This is a genomic window from Algoriphagus pacificus, from assembly GCF_017254845.1.
GTDB lineage: Bacteria > Bacteroidota > Bacteroidia > Cytophagales > Cyclobacteriaceae > Algoriphagus > Algoriphagus pacificus.
Genome location: NZ_JAFKCU010000003.1, coordinates 124,141 through 145,313 on the forward strand (window position 1 = coordinate 124,141; position 21,173 = coordinate 145,313).

Genomic DNA, 21,173 nt, shown 5'->3' on the forward strand with positions numbered 1-21,173 from the left:
TCTCATTCTTCCAAATTCCTTCCTATCTTTGCAGAATATTTAAGGATAAAAACCTTACTATGAAGAAAGAATTTACCCTCCAATTAAGCCCAGAGCAGGCATATGATCCCCTTGTTTTCCAGGAAACCGTACTAAAAAAGGCAGGTCTACCTTTGGATTCAAAAGATGTAATTGCTAGGCAAGTCAAGAGATCAATTGATGCCAGAGGAAGGCAGGTGAGAGTAAATGTTCAGGCCGAACTTTTTATTAAAGAGCAAGCTCCCTCACTTTTAAATAATTCACCCTCTTATTCCAATGTTTCCAATTCAGATCAAATCATTATTGTTGGAGCAGGACCAGCTGGCTTGTTCGCAGCTTTGAGAGCAATTGAATTGGGAGTAAAACCAATTGTTTTGGAGCGCGGCAAAGATGTCAGAGCCAGGAGAAGGGATTTGGCTGCTATCACTAAGGATCATATTGTCAATCCTGATTCTAATTACTGCTTTGGAGAAGGGGGAGCAGGTACTTACTCAGATGGTAAATTATATACCCGCTCCAAAAAGAGGGGAGATATCAGAAGAATCATGGAGATTCTGGTTGCTCATGGGGCAACTGAAGAAATTTTGGTAGATGCCCATCCTCATATTGGCACAAATAAACTCCCCAAACTGGTAGCAGAATTAAGGCAAAGCATTTTGGATGCAGGAGGTGAGATACATTTCGATTGCCGAGTTGATGATTTAGTAATTGAGGCCGATGAAATAAAGGGAGTAATAACCCAACATGGAGAGACTATTAAGGGACTGGGAGTGATTTTAGCGACGGGGCATTCCGCAAGAGATATTTTTCAGCTACTCCATCAAAAAAGGGTGTTGATTGAGGCAAAGCCATTTGCTTTGGGAGTCAGGATTGAGCATTCACAGAATTTGATTGATAGGATTCAATATCATTGTCAAGTTGACCGAGGACCTTATTTGCCTGCTTCAGCCTATTCTTTGGTTTCACAGACCGAATTTAAAGGCAAGCAGAGAGGTGTATTTAGTTTTTGCATGTGTCCGGGTGGATATATAGTTCCGGCGGCTACATCTCCTGGAGAACTTGTGGTCAATGGTATGAGCCCAAGTAGGAGGGATAGTAAATTTGCTAATTCTGGAATAGTAGTCTCCGTCGAACTGGAAGACTTGCCTCAATATCAAAAGCATGGGCCTTTGGCAGCCATGTATTTTCAGGAGGAAATAGAAAAGAAAGCTTGGAAAGCTGGGGGAGAAACCCAAGTAGCTCCGGCTCAAAGGATGGTGGACTTTGTTGAAAATAGAGTAAGTACTTCCTTATTGGATACTTCGTATCAGCCCGGCCTACAAGCTGTGGAAATGCGGGATGTATTACCTGATTTTATTTCAGCCCGACTGGCAATGGCTTTCAAGTCATTTGGCCAAAAGATGAAGGGCTATTATACCAATGAATCTCAATTAATAGGAGTAGAGAGCCGTACATCTTCTCCAGTAAGAATTCCTCGCGATAGAGAGAGTTTTGAGCATTTAGAGCTGAAAAGACTATATCCATGTGGGGAGGGGGCAGGATATGCTGGAGGAATTGTTTCAGCGGCTATGGATGGGGAAAGATGCGCTGAGAAATTGATTGCTGCCTACGTTAAAAGGTAAAGCAAAAGAAATCTCCACTAAATAATTTACTTCTAATGATCTGACAGTTTCTGACTTTCATACTTAAGACGTTCTTTTAATCTCTATTTTGCAGGATGGAATACGCTATTGTAGATATTGAAACAACCGGAGGTGCTGCTTCTAATTGCGGTATCACGGAAATAGCGATTTTGATTCATGATGGGGAGCAGGTTATTGAAGAATATGAAACTTTAATCAATCCCGAGCAATTCATCCCTAGCTACATTACTGGGCTTACTGGGATTGATAATTCCATAGTGCAAGAAGCTCCAACTTTTGATGAGATAGCTGAAAAACTTTGGGAATTACTTTATGGGAGAGTTTTTGTAGCCCATTCAGTAAATTTTGATTATGGTTTTGTAAGGGAATGCTTCAAGAGATCTGGAAAGGATTTTAGAGCGGATAAACTGTGCACCGTTCGATTATCCAGAAAAATCTTCCCTGGTTTGAGTTCCTATAGTTTGGGAAGGATTTGTGAGGTCAGAAGAATTCCTATTCATGCTAGGCATAGAGCCATGGGGGACGCCAGAGCAACTGCCATTCTCTTTGATCAAATGATCAAAAGCAAACCTGAAATTATAACAGCTTCACTTAAAAAGAATACTGGCGAGGCCTTTTTACCACCCAATTTTTCAGTATCAAAATTCAGGAAGATTCCAGAAGCATGTGGGGTTTATTACATGTTGAATGACAAAGGAAAAGTCATCTATGTAGGAAAAGCAATCAACATCAAGGAGCGATTTAAAAATCATTTTTCTGGGAACTTACTGGCAAATATCAAACAGCAATTGAAGGCCGAGATTGTGGATTTGAGATGGGAGCTAACCGGAACTGAATTTTTGGCTTTGATACTTGAAGCTTTGGAAATCAAGCGTTTATGGCCTAAGTACAATGCTGCCCTGAAAATGCCTAAAACCATGTGGGGACTGTTTCATTACGAGGATAATTCCGGATATGGAAGATTTCAAATTGCGAAAGTTACTAAGCATCTTAAACCCTTGGAATCCTTTTTTTCCTCAGAAGAGGCAACATCATTTTTAAAGGAAGGGATTGCTAGTTTTGAACTTTGTCCTAGACTATGTGGCTTGAGAAAAGCTGGATGTAAGCCTGGCGAAATCAACAGTTGTCAGGGTAGCTGTAATTCCGAATTAAGTCCGAAAGAGTATAATCAGAGGATAGAGGCTTTTATCAGTAGAATTAAAGAAACTCAAAAAGAAATACTTTTGACACTTCCAGGAAGAGTCTCAGGAGAAATAGCAGCTTGTGTTTTCGAAAGAGGAATCCTCAGCAAGTATGGCTTTTTGGAAGAAGCAGAAAGTGAAAAAGAGATTTTAGAAAAATTGGAGACCGTCCATTCTGTGCCAGAGACATTTTATATACTGAGACAGTTCATTCCTACCTTCAGCCCCTCACAGATTCGGATATTGAGCTCAGTCTCGTGATTTTATCTTTTGCCATTCATCAGGTAAAACACTGTAATAAATCGTATCTCTTCTCCTCCCATGAGTCATCAGGGTATGGCTTCTTAAGACGCCTTCCTCGAATGCCCCTAATTTAATCAAGGCATGTCTTGCAGAAAGGTTTAAAACATCGGTTTTGATTTCAACTCGTTTTAATTTCAATACTTCAAAGCAATATTCCAGCATTGCCTTTTTCATTGCCTGATTGATTCCTGTTCCTTGAAATTCCTTTCCTAACCAAGTCCAACCTATTTCCAATCGCTCGTCTCTCGGAGAAAAACTTCCAAATGCAGTGGATCCAGCCAATTTACCAGTAGCTTTTTCAATGACCGTGAATTGATAGCGTTGCCCATCCAAAGCAGGTAAAGCCCAATTTTTGAATCCCTCAGTGGTACTCAGGTCAAAGGTAAACCAAGTCCACATGGCAGGGTCTGTGCATAATTGCTGAAGCAAAGGAAAGTCCTGCTCAATCATTGGTCTGAGCAGGACTTTTTCATTTTCAAGAATAAGATCAGGTGCTATCATTTAGCCAAGTACTTCTTTGATTGCAGTATTGTAAAGGGCCACTTCCTCCAAAGTACCGGTAGAAATCCTACACCAATCATTTAATGGAGGGAATGGTCTACCAATAATAAAACCTTTATTTTCCATTTGCTTATTTAACTCCACGATATCTCTTCCTGAATGGAAAAAAACAAAATTAGCATGGGAATCGAGGTATGGCATTTTTAGACTGTCCAAAGTATCTGTAATCATTTTCTTTGCCTCTTTTGCCTTGCTGACAGAGAAATTATAAAAATCCTGATCCATCAAAGCTGCCTTTCCAGCTTCAATTGCCATGATATTTGTATTGGCTACCACACGATCCTGAAGTTTGGCCGCTAATTCCGGTTTTGCGATTAAGTAGCCAAGTCTAATTCCAGCAAGACCATAAACCTTGGAGAAAGTCCTAGAAACAATCACATTCTTTCCTTGCTTAACCAAGTCAACCATGGAAGGGTAATTTGGTTCTGTGATATAATCATAGTATGCCTCATCGGAGAACACAATAGCTTTTTTGCTGACAGTTTCGCAAAAATCCTTCACTTTCTGAGCCGGTAAAAGTTTACCCGTTGGATTGTTGGGATTGCAGAGGAAGACCAATTTAGTCTTAGAGGATACTCGCTTTTCAATTTCATCCAGATCAAAATCCAGATCCTTATTCAAAGGAACCCAATTGATTTCCGTACCCCAGAGTTCGGCATAAGTCATCATCGATAAGAAAGTTGGGGCACAGGTGATGATTTCACCACCACTGCCAAAAGTCAAACCTGAGATTTTCAGGCCTTCTGTAGATCCTGCTACTAAAACAATATGATCTTCGGGAACCCCTTCCTTTTCAGCGAGCATTTTTACCAAATCTCCATTATAGCTCCAGGGATACCTGCAACCCAAATCAAAATGAGAACTCATGGCTTTTCTTACAGTTTCAGAAGGTCCATAAGGATTTTCATTGGATCCTAGGCGGATGGGACCATCCAATGGTCTTGGATTGTATTTCTTTATTTCGGCCGCGGAGAGTGTTTGGGTCAATCCGAGCCCTCCAAACATAGCTAAACCACCACCCAAGGTTGCATTTTTCAGCCAAGATCGTCTTGTTATTCCTGTCATTTTATATATGGTTTATTTGTTAATTAGTTAAATAGATCAAGGATACTTTGTGAAAATTTCATTTTCTGCATCACTTTATTAAAATTAGCTTTTTTGCTAAAAAAACCAAGAAAATAAAATATTCTCTCTTATATAAAGATATGAACAAAATAATTTTTTAAATTAATGGAAAGCACAATTTACCCTAAACCCAAAAGATTATGAAAAAGCTTGTATTATTCTTGGTTTTTGGGTTGCTGATGGCAGGTACAATTAGGGCCCAGCAAACTCAATATATGGTATTCGATTTTATCAAAGTTGAAAATGATCAAATCTTTGATTACATCGAGTTTAAAGATCTCATGGAGAAGGTTTATAGGCAGGCTTTGAATGATAAAAAAATCAAAGGCTGGGATTTTTGGTCCCTACAGTCAGGTGCTGATCAAAGCGCTTTTCAATACATCATGATTACTTATTTTGATGATCCTGTTGAGATGATGAATGGAATGGATGAATCCGCCATGATTGAATATACAAAGATTGCTTACCCGCATTTGAATGATGCTCAGGTGGCAAATCTCTTTTCAAATGCACTGGCTATCCGAGATACTCCTATGCGTCTATACATGAAGGAAATTGTTGGAACAAATGATGATTTTCAGATGAAACCAGGTGTCCTAGCTTCCTTTGACCTGATGAAAGCTTATGAAGGTAAGTTTGATGCCTATGAGAAGGCTGAAATGGAAGTATTTAAGCCTATCCATCAAAGTAGAATCGAACAAGGCCTGATGGGGCATTGGAGCTTTCTTAGAACAGCTCTTCCTTTAGGTTCCGAGGCAAAGTCAACTCACCTGACCATGAATATGTACAAAGATTACATGCAGTTTTTCAATGCTCAGGCATATGAGGATATGAGCCAAACAGCGGAGCAGCAGAAAAAAGTAACAGAAGGCCTAAACTCAAGAGATCAGAAATGGGTGTATTTGGCCACTTTAGAAAATGTAGTGCGATAGTCCGGTTTGACTTACGCTGTGGGGGCTTCTTTCAGGAGCCTCTTTTTTTTGCCAAAAAATTTGAATAGAAATACTCCGAACATTGGACCAATTACCAATAAGCCAAGCATTTGATTGACCGCAAACCATTCCAATAGATACTGGGCAAATTGAATACTGACAATGCTGATAGCAAATCCTAGGCTATTCACCAAGGTCAAGGCAGTGCCTTTGAATTCTGCAGGAACGGATTGGGATACCAGAGTTGAAAACTGAGGAGAATCAGCAGAGATTAAAATACCCCAAATCAGTAATATAATCGGCCACAAACATGCTGGTATGTTAGGGAGTATAAATGCTATCAAACAGCATATACCTGAACCAATTAATGCGAATAAAGCTACTTTTTGACTGCCCAGTTTGGATGAAAGCTGTCCTCCAATTGCGCATGAAACCCCTCCAACTGCAATTATTGAAAAGGAAAGTAAAGAGATTTCATTTTTACTGAATGCATCTTTTGCCAAATAGGAAATCAGCAAAGGGACAAAAGCCCAAAAGGTATATAATTCCCACATATGCCCGAAGTATCCGGAAGCAGCACTTTTGAGGGATCGTATTTTACTCAACTCCGGAAGCAATTTCAGATTGAATTTGGGGTTTGGTTTTCGGAAAGGTCCGCTAGGCACAAAGAAACCCACGATAGATCCTCCGATAATCGCTAGAGCGGAAGTGATCCAAAAGATAATTTTCCAGGAAAATTGAAGATCCAAACCTTGAATAAGATGAGGAAATGCAGTTCCCAACACCAAAGCCCCAACCAGAAAGCCCAAAGCTGCCCCTAATCCTTTTTCAAAGTAGTCCGCAGCGATTTTCATCCCAACAGGATAAATCCCTGCCAAAAAGAATCCAACCAAAAACCTGCAAATCAGAATGAATGATAATTGTAAGGGCAAAAGAATCACCAAAACATTAGCAGATGCAGCTAGGATTGCACTGAAGAAGAAAACATCTCCTGGTGGAAAGCGATCTGGGATGGAGAAGAAAGCATAGAAAAAAGTACCGGAAATAAATCCAAACTGGACTGCTGAGGTGATTCCAGCGATTAAATCCGGGTTCCCCAACAATGCTCCGATTTCTGAAGAGACTGCATTGCCTGCAAACCATAAAGAAGTGCCCAGAAATTGAGCAATGACGATCAAAATCAAGGCACTTCTACTGGAAATTACTTTCATTTAGCTCCAATAATGGATTTTATCTGAGTTATTTCGGCTGGCCCAAACTCTGTGTTTTTAATGGCAGCCACATTATCATCCAACTGCTCTGGTTTTGAGACACCGACTAGAACCGAAGTGATTCTAGGATCTTTCAATAACCAAGCAATGGCCATCTGAGCCAAGCTTTGATCTCTGGTTTTGGCTATATCATTCAGCTTGCGGATCATCTCAATTTTATCTTCAGAGATCTGTTCCGCTTTTAGATATCTTCCATCTTTGGCAGCTCGAGAATCCTCAGGAATGCCCTTTAGGTATTTATCAGTGAGCATCCCTTGTTCCAAAGGTGAAAAGGCAATGCTTCCCACACCTTTTTCTCCAATAGCATCCAATAAGCCATTTTCTACCCATCGATCAAGCATGCTATAGCGAGGTTGGTGAATGAGAAGGGGAGTGCCCATGCTTTTGAGGATATCATATGCTTTGACAGTATCTTCTGCACTGTATTGGGAAATCCCTACATACAATGCTTTTCCTTGTCTTACAATTTGATCCAAAGCTCCCATGGTTTCTTCCAGTGGAGTTTCGGGATCTGGTCTATGATGGTAGAAAATATCAACATATTCCAGTCCCATACGCTTGAGACTTTGGTCTAAGCTGGCGATCAAATATTTTTTAGAACCGAAGTTACCATAAGGCCCAGGCCACATATCCCAACCTGCTTTGCTGGAGATCAGTAATTCATCCCTGTAGCTTTTAAAATCCTTTTCAAAGATTCTTCCGAAGTTTTCTTCCGCTGAACCGTATGGAGGACCATAGTTATTGGCTAAATCAAAATGGGTGATTCCTAGATCAAATGCTCTTCTAAGAATTTTTCTTCCCAGCGTAAAGTCGGCATTGTGCCCAAAGTTATGCCAGAGCCCCAAACTGATTTCGGGTAATTTCAATCCACTGTTTCCACATTTTCTGAATTTCATGCTGTCATAGCGCTCAGCAGCAGCATGATAGGGCAATAATGGATTGTGGTCGTTGATTTTCATGGGTAATAATCAGGTTTAATAAGGGTTTAAGAAAAGTAAACTGATGCCAAAATAACAGAAATCAAGCCCAAAACCATCAAAAGCAGGAAGCTTTTCCAGATATAGGAAATCCAATCTTTATAGTTAACGCCAACTGCAGCAATGACAGCCATCATTCCACCATTGGTCGGAGTAATCAGATCCATCAGCCCCGCAGGATATTGATAACTCATGACTGCTACCAATCGGGATATACCCAGCAAATCAGTCAATGGAGCCGTAATGGGTGTTGTTAAAACAGCTTGACCGGAGGTACTAGGTACAGGAATATGGATGATCATTTGGGAGAGAAAGAGTCCAAAAGCTGCAGCGTAGGTTGGTAATGTTTGCAAGGGTTCAAAAAGCCCCTGAATCAATGGATCAATGCTGGATGATTGATTTAAAACGTAGTAAATGCTTCTGGCAAGTCCTACGATTACTCCTGCAAAGATCATTTCCCCGAAACCTTCTGTATAAGTTTTTGCGGTGCCATTGATTCCTAATTTCCCAATTAGTCCGCAAGTGATCCCGACAACAAAGAATAAACCAGACATTTGGTTATAGCCCCAATCATGTTTTGCAATTCCCCAACCCATGGCCAAAATACCAAGCGTCATTACCAAAAGGACGATTTTGTGTCGGGTAGAAATACTAACTGGTTTGAAATCTGGAATCTCGATCTGGTCCAATTTGTTTTTACCGGCCTTGATATGAAACACTATCCAGGTAACCATGATGATCAAAAGAATAATGACTCGAAATATCAATCCCGTATTAAAGTCTACCTCTGCGATTTTTAAAGCCAACAATCCTCCAAAAGGATTTATTGGTGAAAAAGAGCCTCCCACTAATGCAGAACCTAGCGTCAAAGCCACTATGGATCGGCGGTCGTAATGAAGTTTTTTGGATAAAAGTATCAGGATAGGAGCCATGGCAATTAATTCTTCCTGCATGGCAATAGTGGCTCCACACATGAAAAATATCAGACCTACCAGAAAAAGTAGAAGGAAATGGTTTTTTCTAAATGTGTAGATAAGTGCTTCGATTCCAATCTGTAATGCCCCGGTTTTTTCAATGACGTAAAAGGCCCCTCCAATCAGTAGAATCAGGACTATTACATCAGCTCCTTCAATTAATCCTTCCGGAACGGATAAAATGATATCGCTGATAGAGGTGTTCTGATCGTCAATACTATGGAAGCTACCCGGAACGACGACTTCTCTACCTGTTTCTTCATCAAAAATTCTTTCGTATTCGCCTGATTGGATGAGGTATGTAAAAATGCCTGAGATGATCACAAAAGTCAGCATGATGATCATCGGATGCGGAAAAGTCTTTTTCATTTTTCGAATTTTTGTGGGTTGGATAAAACTAAAAGTACTCTTTGGGCTATTTCTTTTCTAAAATCTTTGGTGTCTCGAGCATTGGAAATCATGACTAACCCATTCTTCTGTTCGGGTGAAAAAATAAGTAAGGAACTATACCCTGCCTGGCCACCGTAATGACCTAAAAAACTTGTTTCGTTAAGTGTAATTTTTTGGAATCCTATAGGAGAACCTTCTGAATTTCTTTTCAGCCAATTGAATTCTTCCTGAAAAATCCCCATATCTCCTCGAATCAAATGGATCAGGAATAAGTCTAATTCTTCCAAGGAACTGACTAGGCCAGATGAGGGTGATGGAATTCTTTCAAAGCCGATTCTTCGTGGCTCAATTCTTCTCCAAACAAAGGTTTCTTGGTAGCCAGTCATACTATTGTCGTCTTCTGGCCATTCGGTGGCAAAATGAGAGTTTTTCATTCCGGCAGGTTGGAAAACTGCCTCTGAAACTAGGCTATCAAAATCAAGTTTGGAGGACTGCTCCAGTAAATACCCTATTAAATCATAATTCTCATCAGCATATCTAATAACCAGCGAATCAGGTTTTTGGATATTCTTTTTCCAGAGCTCTTTTCCAAATTCTGAAAGTGGAACGAAACTGTTTTTGCCGAATAACTTTGCAAATAATCCTGGTTTTGGAATTCCCGATTGATGGGACAAAAGATCAGAAATTTGAAGTTCATCGAGGGAAGAGGATGAATTGGAAGAGGGTTTGGCCAAAAGCAATTTTGATTCATTCCCCATCCCTTGTTCAGACCAATAATGGGCAGCTGTAAGAGCAGTAAAAAGTTTGGAGATAGAAGCAACAGGTATCAGACTTTTGGCGCTGAGTGAGTCAAAAGTCTTAAGGTTTTGGAAACCAAATGCTTTTTGATAGGTGATTTTCCCTTCCTCAACGATCCCTACGGCCAAACCTGGAAGAATAAACTCCGTCATGGAAGCCTTTAAAAGGGAGTCTAATTTCTCTTCTTTTGAATTGGTAGAAGAAACAGGGATTATTTTAATTCTGGGATAGCTATTCCACCAATCAAGCACCAAAAAAAGTATGAACCAAAATCCAATGACACCTAAGAGTATTTTTATTTTTTGATTCATTCTAGGGGATTAACTTCTCAAATTGAATTGGTAAGAGCTAATAGTCCTAGTTGGTTTATGGTTTATAGTAGTCATCGGAGGCGGGTTTATTGTTTTTTTTCCAAATGTGAAAAGTCACAATCCAAAAGATCCCTATCCCAATTGGCTACTTTGGCAGCTGCAGCATAGGTACTGTTCAGAAATGCCATAAGCGTTTCTGAAGGATTTGCTGATTTTTGGACCTCCTCATAGCTGAGCATAAATTCACCCATATCCTCACTCCAAAATGCTTCTTTTGGTTCTACAGCTTCCTCTTTGAATTGTGGTAGATTTGGGTAGCTATAGGCATAGAATACAGGAGTAGGGAAAGCAATTCCCCCCGGCCAAAATCCCACACTAAAGACTTCATGGGAATATGCCTCTTGCATGACTGCCAAAGGCATATTTGGCATTTCGCCTTGGAAAAGTGGAGCTTTTCTCCCAGAAAATCTGGTATAAGCTAAATCAAAAGACCCCCAGAAAAAGTGAATTGGGCTGCTTTTTCCAGTGAATTTGCTTCTGAAAAGGGTAAAGACATTTTGGATCTGTACCAGTACTTTCCAGAATTTTTGTGCCTCATTTGCCTGATAAGGTAACTTTTTGGTGTTTTTGGTAAATGGAATGGCCCCGACAATTTCATTCGGCATTGTGTTGATTTTGACATCAATACCCAAGAATTTTAGCTTTTCCATCAGCATTTCATAGAAGCTAGCTACAGTTTGCCCTCCTAAAGGAAATCTGTCTCGAGTACCCGAACTGGTTTTGATTTTCAGCTCATGATGGATAAAATCAAACATGATTTCAAAAACCCCATTTTCATAAGGAATATTTCCGGTAGTCAAACCTTGGTGATCCACATAGAGTGAAACATGCCAGGAATGATTCTGCCAAGGGGATTTTCTGAGACGCACCTTCCCCACAATTTGTGTCCATTGATGCAAGAGGTTGATGGTATCCTTACAATCTGTAAATTGAAAAACTGGCCAGGTAGACTTTTTAGATGCCATAAGAAAAATTTTTCTTCAAGATATGAATTTGGGAAAGCGGTCGGCTAATTTTCTTCTAAAATAATACTTTCTAAAAGCTTCATTCCCTCGCTCGCTTTTTTTTCTATGCAAATTACATCTTTTCCTAATTGATAATTTGGGATTTGGAGGTCGATAAGGAATTTTTTAGAGGTAGATGGAACAAAATCAATCAAACTTGCAGCAGGGTAAACTTGCATAGAAGTACCGATTACCAGAAAGATATCTGCTGACAAACCATGATTGATGGCTTCTTCCATTTTGGGAACCGGTTCTCCAAACCAAACGATATGAGGTCTGAGCTGGCTTCCCAGTTCACAGAGGTCACCTTCTTTGATTTCCCAATGGGAGAGAGGGTAAACCAAATTTGGGTTCTTACTGCTTTGTGCTTTGCCAAGTTCCCCATGTAAATGAATCACTTGTGAGGAACCAGCTCTTTCATGAAGATCATCGACATTCTGAGTGATGATCGTTACATCAAATACTTTTTCTAGTTTGGCAAGAATCTGATGTGCTTCGTTAGGATGGCATTCTTGGGCCTGTTTTCTTCGAAGATTATAGAAATTCTGAACTAAACTCCGGTTTCTTTTCCAGCCTTCTGGAGAAGCCACTTCCATGATATCATGATTTTCCCAAAGCCCATTGCTATCCCGGAAAGTTTTGATACCGCTTTCCTGAGAGATGCCTGCCCCGGATAAGACCACAAATTTCTTTTTAGCCATTTTTGAAGCTTTAATTGCTTGCTTAATTTCCTCAATTATAAAAGTAACGAAGAAAAAGGAATGCTATTTCTTTTCAGAAATGATAGGAGTATAATCCAAAGGCATTAAATCCCCTACTTTTTCCCAAGCCATATATTCTTCAACCATCAATCCAAAAGGATCCATGTAACTACCGTTAAAAAACAATTCAATTTGCTCGTTGGTCAGGAATGCTTTCGAAACCTGATTTGTTTTATTGAGGTTTTCAAAAGGTGCTCCTGGATATTCCCTGGCCATTGGCTCATTTTTGTAGGTAATATGAATGAGGTCTTCGAATTTCATGAAGACTTTGCCGTTTTTCTCCCGAATGAGGATTTCCTCCGGATCTAATTCATTTTGATCCAGTATTTCCAACTGATCAGCAAGATTTGATTTTGAAAAAACATCCGACTCAATAGAATCTTTGACGGCTTGACTTCTGGTACTTCTATAAAGGTTTCTAGCAGCTTCAAATTCCGATGGACTCGGTTTATTAGGGTTAGGGATCCGTTTTAATCTCCTAATCAAATAGCCTTCCTCCTGAGAAATTCCTAGATACAAACTGTGCAGGAAATGCTGAATACTTCCCTGGTAGGCGATTTCTCTTTTTTTTGCAATCCGTTTTTCTTTCCCTGCCGATAAGTCTTGATAAGCTGTAAACAGGGGGAAACCTCCGTAAAATACAGTCCCTTCCTTGGGATTGTACTTGAACTCAGTCAAGAGGTACTCAATTTGATAACCTAGGTTTGGGTTTTCCAAAATTAAGGGATTTCTCGCATCTACCTGAAGTAGTCCCGGTACGGTTTCATTGTCAATCAACAGATCTTTTTCATTCAAAATCTCAATCGCCTGTCCATTGATAGTGGTGCCAAGAAAAAACCTTTTAAAGGTCTCAAGATTATGGTACCAAACAGGATCTCTTTCTTCTTCTACATCGATTAAATCTAATTCCTGTTCATCTGATTCAAGTTGAACCTGATACCCTTTCGCTGGTAAAGATTCTGTTTTGATAGAAAAAGTGGCTGATTTAAACCCGAGCATTCTTACCAAAACTTCATAATTGCCATCAGGTATTTCCAGGCTAAAATTCCCGTTTTCATCAGCGGTAATTCCTAAAGTAGTATTTGGGAGGAAGACACTGGCGAAAGGAATCGGAACTTCAGTTTCATATTCTATCACTCTTCCTTTCAGAATATTCTGCGCAAAAAGCTGTTGCTGAAGGATGCAAACCAAAAAAAAGACCAAAAACAGACAAATTCTAGCTGCTTTTGGTCTTAAATATTTACTAATATCCATTAATCGATTCGGATGGAATTTTAACTTTTCTTTTTGGCAAATCGACCTTTCTTTTTTGTGTCGGGTTGATTTTCGATGATATGCATTGTTTCCTCGTAAGTCAATTCCTCTGCCTCTTTATCTTTCGGGATTTTATAATTGTTTTTACCCATCTTGATATAAGGACCCCATCTGCCATTCAGAATCTGGATTTCAGGGTTTTCATCGAAGGATTTGATATGCTTTTTGGCATCAGCCTCTCTTTTGTCCTTGATTAATTGAATGGCTTCCTCCTCGGTAATACTCAAAGGATCTTGTTCTTTACCCAAAGAGAAGAAAGCACCATCATGTCTCACATAAGGACCGAACCTTCCGATAGCCGCGACCATTTTCTTGTCTTCAAACATGCCCACATCTCTTGGAAGTTTGAATAATTCCAAAGCATCTTCAAGTGTGATGTTTTCGATAAACTGGCCTTTTTTAAGACTGGCAAACTGCTTGTCTTCATCTTCATTGTCTCCGATCTGAACCAATGGCCCAAATCTTCCCAATCTAGCCGTAATCGGTTTGCCATTTTCGGGATGATTACCGATCAATCTACTGGTATTGATATCCTGACGGGAAACCTGCTCTGTTTCTTCTACGCTATGATGGAAATTGCCATAAAACGAATCGATCATATCCTGCCAAACCTGTCCGCCGGCAGCGATATCATCAAATTCCTTCTCAACTCTTGCGGTAAAACTAAAGTCGATGACATTTGGGAAATGCTCCACAAGGAAGTCATTTACCACCATGGCAATATTAGTAGGGAAGAGTTTTTGCTTTTCGGCTCCAGTGATTTCTGTCTTGACTTCATCACTGAATTTGCCAGAGGCAATACTCATTTCTACATAATTTCTTGGCGTGCCATCTCGGGATTCCTTGATTACATATTCTCTTTTCTGGATCGTAGAAATCGTAGGAGCATAAGTTGATGGTCTACCGATACCCAATTCCTCCAGTTTCTTCACCAAAGAAGCTTCGGTATATCTTGGAGATGGCCTAGAGAAGGTTTCTTTTCCTCTCATTTGCTGCAAGGCAAGTCCCTGTCCGATAGTCAAAGGAGGTAGTAATGACTTGTTTGCATCATCATCCTCTTCTGGTTCGTCGTCGGTATCTTCCAGGTAAACTTTTAAGAATCCATCAAACTTGATGATTTCTCCGGTAGCGATCAAATTTAGATCAGAATTGGAAATGTCTACTGTGATTGTGGTTTTCTCTAGTTCAGCATCAGCCATCTGGGAAGCAATTGCTCTTTTCCAGATCAGGTCATAAAGACGCTGCTCATTTCTATCTCCACTGATATGATTTACCGAAAAATCGGTTGGTCGAATCGCTTCGTGTGCTTCTTGAGCACCTTCGGATTTGGTAGCGTACTTTCTGGATTTATGGTAGTTGCTACCATAGGAATCATGAATTGCATTTTTAGCAGAATTCATGGCTTCATCAGATAAGTTGGTGCTATCTGTTCTCATGTAAGTGATCTTACCAGCTTCGTAAAGCTTCTGAGCCACAGACATGGTTTGAGCTACTGAGAAATACAATTTTCTACTGGCTTCCTGCTGAAGGGTAGAAGTGGTAAATGGAGCTGCAGGAGTCTTTTTGCCTGGTTTTTTCTCCAGATTGCCTACAGAAAACTCAGCATCTAAACAGGATTTAAGAAATTCCTCCGCTTCTTTTTTCGTATCAAACTTCTTTGGAAGTTCGGCTTTGAAAGTTTTTCCTTCTACTTCGAAAATTGCGGTAATCCTAAAGCTTGATTTGCTTTTGAAATGCTCTATTTCGCGCTCTCTGTCTACTATAAGTCTTACGGCTACAGATTGAACTCTACCAGCTGAAAGACCTGTTTTAATTTTTTTCCAAAGTATAGGGGATAGTTCAAAACCTACCAATCTATCAAGGATACGTCTTGCCTGTTGTGCATTTACAAGATCGTAATCAATGCCTCTTGGGTTTTCAATAGCCTTAGAGATTGCATTCTTGGTAATCTCCCGGAAGACAATCCTTTTGGTTTGATCATCTTTCAGTTTCAAAACCTCTTTTAAATGCCAGGAAATGGCTTCTCCTTCGCGGTCATCATCACTTGCCAGGTAGACCATTTTGGAGTCTTTAACCAGAGCTTTTAAATTTTTGATGACATCCTTTTTATCAGCGGTTACCTCATAAGTAGGTTCGAACCTGTTTTTAATATCGATTGCTTTATCTCCTTTGGGGAGATCTCTCACGTGCCCGTAACTAGAAACAACCTTATAATCACTACCTAAATAACCTTCTATGGTTTTCGCTTTGGCAGGGGACTCGACAATGACAAGGTTTTTCGACATAAAAATCTGTTTTTTTTGGGCTCTTATGCCCGATTTGGATTGCTAAAAATAGAGGGCATAGTTTTTTGATCCAAATAAATAAAATTTCATTACCAGTTATTGGAGGGATTTTTGTTAAATATTACTCCAGAAAGATTAAGCTAATTCAATCACTATGAAGCAATTATTTTTACTTAGACATGGAGAAGCAGGATTTTCTGAAGGAACGGATTTTCAGAGACAATTGACTCAGAGAGGGACAGAAAGGCTGAATAGAATGGGAATTGAGCTAAAGAGTCGTTCGATGGAGGTTGATTTAATGTATTGTTCCGCTGCTCAAAGAACAATGGAGACGGCTTCGATTATCCATCAATACATCTCTATTAAAGAAGAGATTTTTTTAAAGCTGATTTATGATGGAAATCTGGGAGACCTTCTTCATTTGTTGGAAAATATACCTTTTCAGGTGAATTCCTGTCTGATAATCGGACATAATCCCATCTTAAGTTTATTGGTTGCACATCTTTCTGGAGAGAGCTATATCAATATGCAGCCGGGTATGCTTGCGTGTCTGGATTTGGAAATAAATGATTGGAGAATGATAGGTTTAAATACCGGGATCTTAAAAGAGGTCTTTCAATAAACCACATTTCGATACTTTTTCAGTTTTAACGGGAATTTCAAATCATTTTTAAACCATGTTTCTAATTTTTTGCAAAAAATGAAATTGTTTTGATTTCATTTTAAACCTAATTTCTATACATTAACAGAAAATTAGATGGACCTGGGTTGATTTTAAACCATGTTTCAACTTTTTGGTCAAAATCTGATTTATTTATAGATAAACCCTCCCTAAACTGGTCATTTTTAAAGGTCAGTTTCAATAACCTAAGGAAAGCGGAAATCGCTTTGAGTAATGCCTGTGTGAATCCCTCAGGATTTTACTGATTTTAATTGAGAATACCCTTAGAAGAAATATATACCCTAACCATTGAAACCATGTTTAAATCAATGAACAGACGAGATTGGATGAAAACCAGCCTGCTTTCTGCAGGTACGCTTATCGCAGCACCATCCATTGCAATGCCTAAAAGAGCAGCAAATGCCGCTTTTTATTATTCTCCAGAAAGTATTTTGGGAGAGTACCTTCCGGATTTTCCGATTGCTGAACCTAAAATGGTTGCTAGATTAAATGCAAATGAGAATCCTTACGGACCTGCTCCACAAGTTGTAAAGGCAATTGCTGAAGCTGCATCAACAGGAAACAGATATGGACATGGGGATGCTGCCACCTTGATTGCTATGATTGCAGAAAAAGAAGGTGTTACTCCTGATCATATCATGTTAGGTCCAGGTTCTACCGATCTTTTGGAAAAAGTAGCTATTACTCGATTCAAAAATGGTGGAAATATCATTGCTGCCGATCCTTCTTACATGTCTTTGATTAATACTGCTGAAGCAATGGGAGGAACTTGGAAGCCAGTTCCATTGACTGCTGATTATGCCCATGATCTTGATGGAATGGAAAAAGCGATTGACAGCGACACCAAATTGGTTTATGTCTGCAATCCAAATAACCCAACTGGTTCTATTACCAACACAGCTGATTTGAAGAAGTTCTGTGCAACTGCTTCCGAGAAGACGCCGATATTCGTTGATGAGGCCTATTTGGAATTTTTGGACAACCCAATGTCCCAGTCAATGGTAGGCTTGGTGGCTGAAGGAAAAGATGTGATTGTAGCAAGAACTTTCAGTAAAATCCACGGAATGGCCGGTTTGAGAATCGGATATATCGTGGCTACTCCAGAAAGAATAGAAAGCATTACCAGCATGGTAAGAAGTACCATGGGTCTTTGTGTGACTTCTTTGAAAGGTGCAATTGCCAGTATGAAGCAAGATTCTTTTATGGCAGAGTGCAGAGGATATAATTCTGAGTGCAGAAAATTCACTCATGATGCCATCACTTCTTTAGGATACGATATCATTCCTTCTTACACCAGTTTCATGATTTTCCCTATCTCAATGAACGGAAAACAGTTTATGAAATCCATGTATGATTCAGGAGTTGGTATCAGAGTATTCAATATTCAGGATAAAGACTGGTGCCGAGTAAGTATGGGCACCAAAACGGAAATGGAAATTTTCGTGGAAACATTCAAGAAAGTAACAGCATAAGAATTTTAGCGTATGTCCTTAGCCTTACAAAAGACATGTTCCCTGCTTTTACTCATTCTGATCGGCTTTTTGCTGAAAAACAGATTGATAAAAGAGGATCATAAAAAAGGCCTTAAAACTATTATTCTTGATTTGGCTTTGCCAGCGATGATATTCGTGGCTTTGCTGAAAATCGAAGTTGATTCTGAGTTGATTTTCCTTCCCTTATTGATTTTGGTTTGGAATGCCGTGATGCTGATTGCTAGTAAGTTGGCTTTGCCACTGCTTGGTTTCTCAAAAAACAGCTCCGAAACCCGAACTTGGTTGATGATGATTCCATCTCTGGCTCCCGGTTTATCCTGTTTTCCTTTTTTGATGGAATACTTGGGTGAAGATGCGCTTGCATGGGGAGCTTTGGCAGATATTGGCAATAAAGTCTATGTGCTGATATTCTCCTATTTATTAGCGATGAGCTGGTATTATAGACACATGGGTTTAGGTTCCAGATCAAATGGACAAAAAGTGAAGGAACTGATTATTTCCATGTTTAAAGAGCCAATCAACATGGTGATTATTGTTGCCTTGGTCTTACTTGGTTTTGGATTGAGAATAGAAAACCTACCGGGATTTATCGGGGAATCAGTCTTGATGTTGAAAGATATCATGACTCCATTGGTGCTTCTATTTATAGGAGTATCGGTGATTCTCAAATGGGATCAAATCCAAACAATAGCCTCTATTCTGCTTTTAAGAGCAGGATTCAGCCTGGTATTGAGTGGCTTGTTCGTCACTCTGGTAGACTTACCTAGTGAGGCAGCGATCCTATTGGCAGTGGTATTTCCTTTGTCAGCTTGTTCATTTTGGCCTTTTGCTCATATGTCAGCAATCAGGCAAATGGAAAGAGATAAAGGTGTGGAAACGGAGAATGGTACTTTTGACCTGGGCTTAGGAATCAATATTCTGGCAGTTTCACTTCCCCTAAGTACCATTCTAATACTTGGAATTTTCAGTTCAGGATCTTATTTCACTGTTCCGAGTCACCTGTTTTATATTGGATTTGGTTTGGTCTTCCTTTCCGTCCTACCAAGACTTATTTCATGGATTAAAAATATTGAAGTAGCAGTTTCATTCTTGGAAGAGAAGAAGCTAAAAGATAGTTCTGCTGAAAGTAGATAAAAACAATGGGTTTGATAACAGTTTAAAAAGCAGAAAGCCCCGGACATTCGTTCGGGGCTTTCTTTTTGATTTTATTTGAATTTAGAAATCGGTGCTTTTTCCATCCAGATTCAATTCTTTGATCCAGATATTTCTATAAAATACATCGTGACCTTCTGCCTGCAGCTTCAATCCTCCAGGAGTATCGGTAATTCCTTTTCCTCCGTCGTTTCCACCGTCAATACCAGAATTAGGACCTCCCCAAACTTGCTGAATTGGTTGGTCTTCGTGGATTTTTACCCCGTTAAAGTAAATTGTAACACGGGCTTTTTCAGTTAAAACGCCATTTTCGAATCTCGCAGCTTTGAATACGATATCATAAGCATTCCATTTGCCTGTGCCATTATAGGCATCAGAAGTTGGGATCTGCTCATTAATAATAGCAGCCATTCCATGATTGGTATTGTCACCATCCAAAATTTGGATTTCGTATCGGTTTTGTAAATAAACACCGCTGTTTCCTCCCGGATCTTTTACAAAGAACTCCACATGAGCTCTGAAATCTCTGTATTTCTCCTTTGTCACTATATCAGCTGCTCCATATTTTCCACCTGAACCTGCGGGATCATTGCTGCTGATTACTGCTCCACCATCGATAGGATCGGTAGCTGATGGCCATTTGATAGGCATTGTGCTTGAAAATCTCGGGCCTTCCCAATATTCCCAATTCTTGTGAAGCATTTTTTCGCTGCCATCTAGTTTCATTTTGGCACCTTTGATTGGTTTTACTCCAACTCCTGTCTGAGAAAATCCTGGTAGTGCCAAGAAAAGCATAAGTGCAAGAGCGCAACTTAATTTGTACATGGTTGGAATAGATCTTGGTTTGATTCGCATGTGTCTGGGGTTTATTGGGTCAAATATTATTATAGATGATTAAAGTGGATTCGGAAATTAGCTATTTTTAATTGTTCAACTTTTAAATAATTAAAAATTACTGCTTCAGATCAGTTTTAATTTTGGGGAGATTAGATTTCAGATGGAATTTGAAGAAGCTTTCGGTAACAAACAAAATATTTTGGTATGAAATGGCAAGGAAAAAGACAAAGCTCCAATATTGATGACAGAAGGGGTAGAAGCGGTTCGGGAATGGGTGGAGGCGGATTTAATCCCTTATTGATTGGTCCATTGTTAAAGATTTTATTTTCAAAAACAGGTCTGATAATAGTCGGTATTGTCGTGGTTTTCTCAGTTGTGACGGGAACGAATCCACTTTCCCTGATTGGAGGAATGATGGGTGGAGGACAAGGTTTTACAACAGAAACCAATTATGAACCTACCGCAGAGGAGAATGAATTAGCGGAATTCTGCTCCATCATTTTAGCAGATACAGAAGATGTTTGGAACCAAGAACTGGAGAATTACAGAAATCCAACTTTGGTGTTGTTTACCAATTCTGTCTCCTCAGCTTGTGGTATGGCTTCCTCAGCTACGGGTCCTTTCTATTGTCCAGCTGATGAAAAGCTTTACATAGATCTAAGTTTTTTTGAGGACATGGAGAGAAAATTAAATGCTCCCGGAGATTTTGCCCAGGCCTATGTCATCGCCCACGAAGTGGGTCATCATATTCAGAAAATAATGGGAATAACTGATGAGGTTCATAGTCTCAGAGGGGAATTGAGTGAAAAAGAATACAATCAATATTCTGTAAAATTGGAATTGCAGGCTGATTTTCTAGCAGGCGCTTGGGCTTATCACAGCCAAAGGTCCAAAGAATGGCTGGATAGGGGAGATTTGGAGGAAGCATTGAATGCTGCCAATGCCATTGGGGATGACAGATTGCAAAAGCAGTCAGGAGGAAGAGTAGTACCGGATTCATTTACACATGGAACTTCCGCCCAGCGAATGAAATGGTTTAGAAAGGGTTTTGAAACAGGGGATTTGAGGCAAGGTGATACCTTTAGTGATCCAAGTCTGTAA

General features: G+C 39.7%; 18 protein-coding genes. 7 read left to right on the forward strand and 11 right to left on the reverse strand.

The annotated features are described in order from the left end of the window. The first annotated feature begins 59 nt into the window (after positions 1-59). On the forward strand, positions 60-1,640 hold the full coding sequence (locus tag J0A69_RS13040; RefSeq protein ID WP_206587047.1) for an NAD(P)/FAD-dependent oxidoreductase: 1,581 nt from the start codon (positions 60-62) through the stop codon (positions 1,638-1,640). 95 nt (positions 1,641-1,735) lie between these two features. Then, entirely contained in the window at positions 1,736-3,103 is a 1,368-nt protein-coding gene (locus tag J0A69_RS13045; protein WP_206587048.1) for an exonuclease domain-containing protein, read from the forward strand. Here the strand turns inward: J0A69_RS13045 and J0A69_RS13050 are convergent. Together J0A69_RS13050 and J0A69_RS13055 are read right to left on the reverse strand one after the other, a co-directional pair. Beyond that, positions 3,092-3,646, reverse strand: coding sequence for a GNAT family N-acetyltransferase (locus J0A69_RS13050; RefSeq protein ID WP_206587049.1), 555 nt, complete (start codon positions 3,644-3,646; stop codon positions 3,092-3,094). The two genes, J0A69_RS13045 and J0A69_RS13050, sit on opposite strands and share 12 nt — an antisense overlap. Then, positions 3,647-4,771, reverse strand: a complete 1,125-nt coding sequence (locus J0A69_RS13055) for a pyridoxal phosphate-dependent aminotransferase (protein WP_206587050.1) — start codon at positions 4,769-4,771, stop codon at positions 3,647-3,649. It lies immediately after the preceding gene. A 200-nt stretch (positions 4,772-4,971) separates the two neighbouring features. On the opposite strand from J0A69_RS13055, the gene J0A69_RS13060 reads away from it, so the two are divergent. Further along, positions 4,972-5,763, forward strand: coding sequence for a hypothetical protein (locus tag J0A69_RS13060; protein ID WP_206587051.1), 792 nt, complete (start codon positions 4,972-4,974; stop codon positions 5,761-5,763). Positions 5,764-5,774: 11 nt separating this feature from the next. On the opposite strand, the gene J0A69_RS13065 is transcribed toward J0A69_RS13060, so the two are convergent. From J0A69_RS13065 to topA, 8 genes are all read right to left on the reverse strand, one after another. After that, positions 5,775-6,974, reverse strand: coding sequence for an MFS transporter (locus J0A69_RS13065; RefSeq protein WP_206587052.1), 1,200 nt, complete (start codon positions 6,972-6,974; stop codon positions 5,775-5,777). Continuing rightward, entirely contained in the window at positions 6,971-7,993 is a 1,023-nt protein-coding gene (gene mgrA / locus J0A69_RS13070; RefSeq protein ID WP_206587053.1) for an L-glyceraldehyde 3-phosphate reductase, read from the reverse strand. The genes J0A69_RS13065 and mgrA overlap by 4 nt, the downstream gene beginning before the upstream one ends. A gap of 26 nt (positions 7,994-8,019) precedes the next feature. Beyond that, on the reverse strand, positions 8,020-9,354 hold the full coding sequence (locus J0A69_RS13075; RefSeq protein ID WP_206587054.1) for a YfcC family protein: 1,335 nt from the start codon (positions 9,352-9,354) through the stop codon (positions 8,020-8,022). After that, positions 9,351-10,484, reverse strand: a complete 1,134-nt coding sequence (locus J0A69_RS13080; RefSeq protein ID WP_206587055.1) for a serine hydrolase domain-containing protein — start codon at positions 10,482-10,484, stop codon at positions 9,351-9,353. Before J0A69_RS13080 ends, J0A69_RS13075 begins: the two co-directional genes overlap by 4 nt. 86 nt (positions 10,485-10,570) lie before the next feature. Continuing rightward, entirely contained in the window at positions 10,571-11,509 is a 939-nt protein-coding gene (locus J0A69_RS13085; protein WP_206587056.1) for a DUF5996 family protein, read from the reverse strand. Positions 11,510-11,553: 44 nt separating this feature from the next. Beyond that, entirely contained in the window at positions 11,554-12,249 is a 696-nt protein-coding gene (locus J0A69_RS13090) for an SIR2 family NAD-dependent protein deacylase (protein ID WP_206587057.1), read from the reverse strand. A 63-nt stretch (positions 12,250-12,312) separates the two neighbouring features. Further along, positions 12,313-13,563, reverse strand: a complete 1,251-nt coding sequence (locus J0A69_RS13095) for a carboxypeptidase-like regulatory domain-containing protein (protein WP_206587058.1) — start codon at positions 13,561-13,563, stop codon at positions 12,313-12,315. A 20-nt stretch (positions 13,564-13,583) separates the two neighbouring features. Continuing rightward, the gene (gene topA / locus J0A69_RS13100; RefSeq protein ID WP_206587059.1) at positions 13,584-15,908 is read right to left on the reverse strand and encodes a type I DNA topoisomerase; all 2,325 of its coding nucleotides are present in this window, start codon (positions 15,906-15,908) and stop codon (positions 13,584-13,586) included. A 154-nt stretch (positions 15,909-16,062) separates the two neighbouring features. On the opposite strand from topA, the gene sixA reads away from it, so the two are divergent. The 3 genes from sixA (at position 16,063) to J0A69_RS13115 (ending at position 19,217) form a co-directional block, all read left to right on the forward strand. After that, positions 16,063-16,530: a phosphohistidine phosphatase SixA gene (gene sixA / locus J0A69_RS13105; protein WP_206587060.1), complete on the forward strand. Its 468-nt coding sequence runs from the start codon at positions 16,063-16,065 to the stop codon at positions 16,528-16,530. A gap of 368 nt (positions 16,531-16,898) precedes the next feature. Further along, the gene (locus J0A69_RS13110) at positions 16,899-18,062 is read left to right on the forward strand and encodes a pyridoxal phosphate-dependent aminotransferase (protein WP_449500907.1); all 1,164 of its coding nucleotides are present in this window, start codon (positions 16,899-16,901) and stop codon (positions 18,060-18,062) included. A gap of 12 nt (positions 18,063-18,074) precedes the next feature. Continuing rightward, positions 18,075-19,217 (forward strand): AEC family transporter, encoded by a 1,143-nt coding sequence (locus tag J0A69_RS13115; protein ID WP_206587062.1) that lies wholly within the window; start codon positions 18,075-18,077, stop codon positions 19,215-19,217. Positions 19,218-19,298: 81 nt separating this feature from the next. Here the strand turns inward: J0A69_RS13115 and J0A69_RS13120 are convergent, their stop codons facing one another. Continuing rightward, positions 19,299-20,090: a 3-keto-disaccharide hydrolase gene (locus J0A69_RS13120; RefSeq protein ID WP_394369881.1), complete on the reverse strand. Its 792-nt coding sequence runs from the start codon at positions 20,088-20,090 to the stop codon at positions 19,299-19,301. Between the two features lie 186 nt (positions 20,091-20,276). Between J0A69_RS13120 and ypfJ the strand changes: the two genes are divergently transcribed. Further along, positions 20,277-21,173 (forward strand): KPN_02809 family neutral zinc metallopeptidase, encoded by an 897-nt coding sequence (gene ypfJ, locus J0A69_RS13125; RefSeq protein ID WP_206587063.1) that lies wholly within the window; start codon positions 20,277-20,279, stop codon positions 21,171-21,173.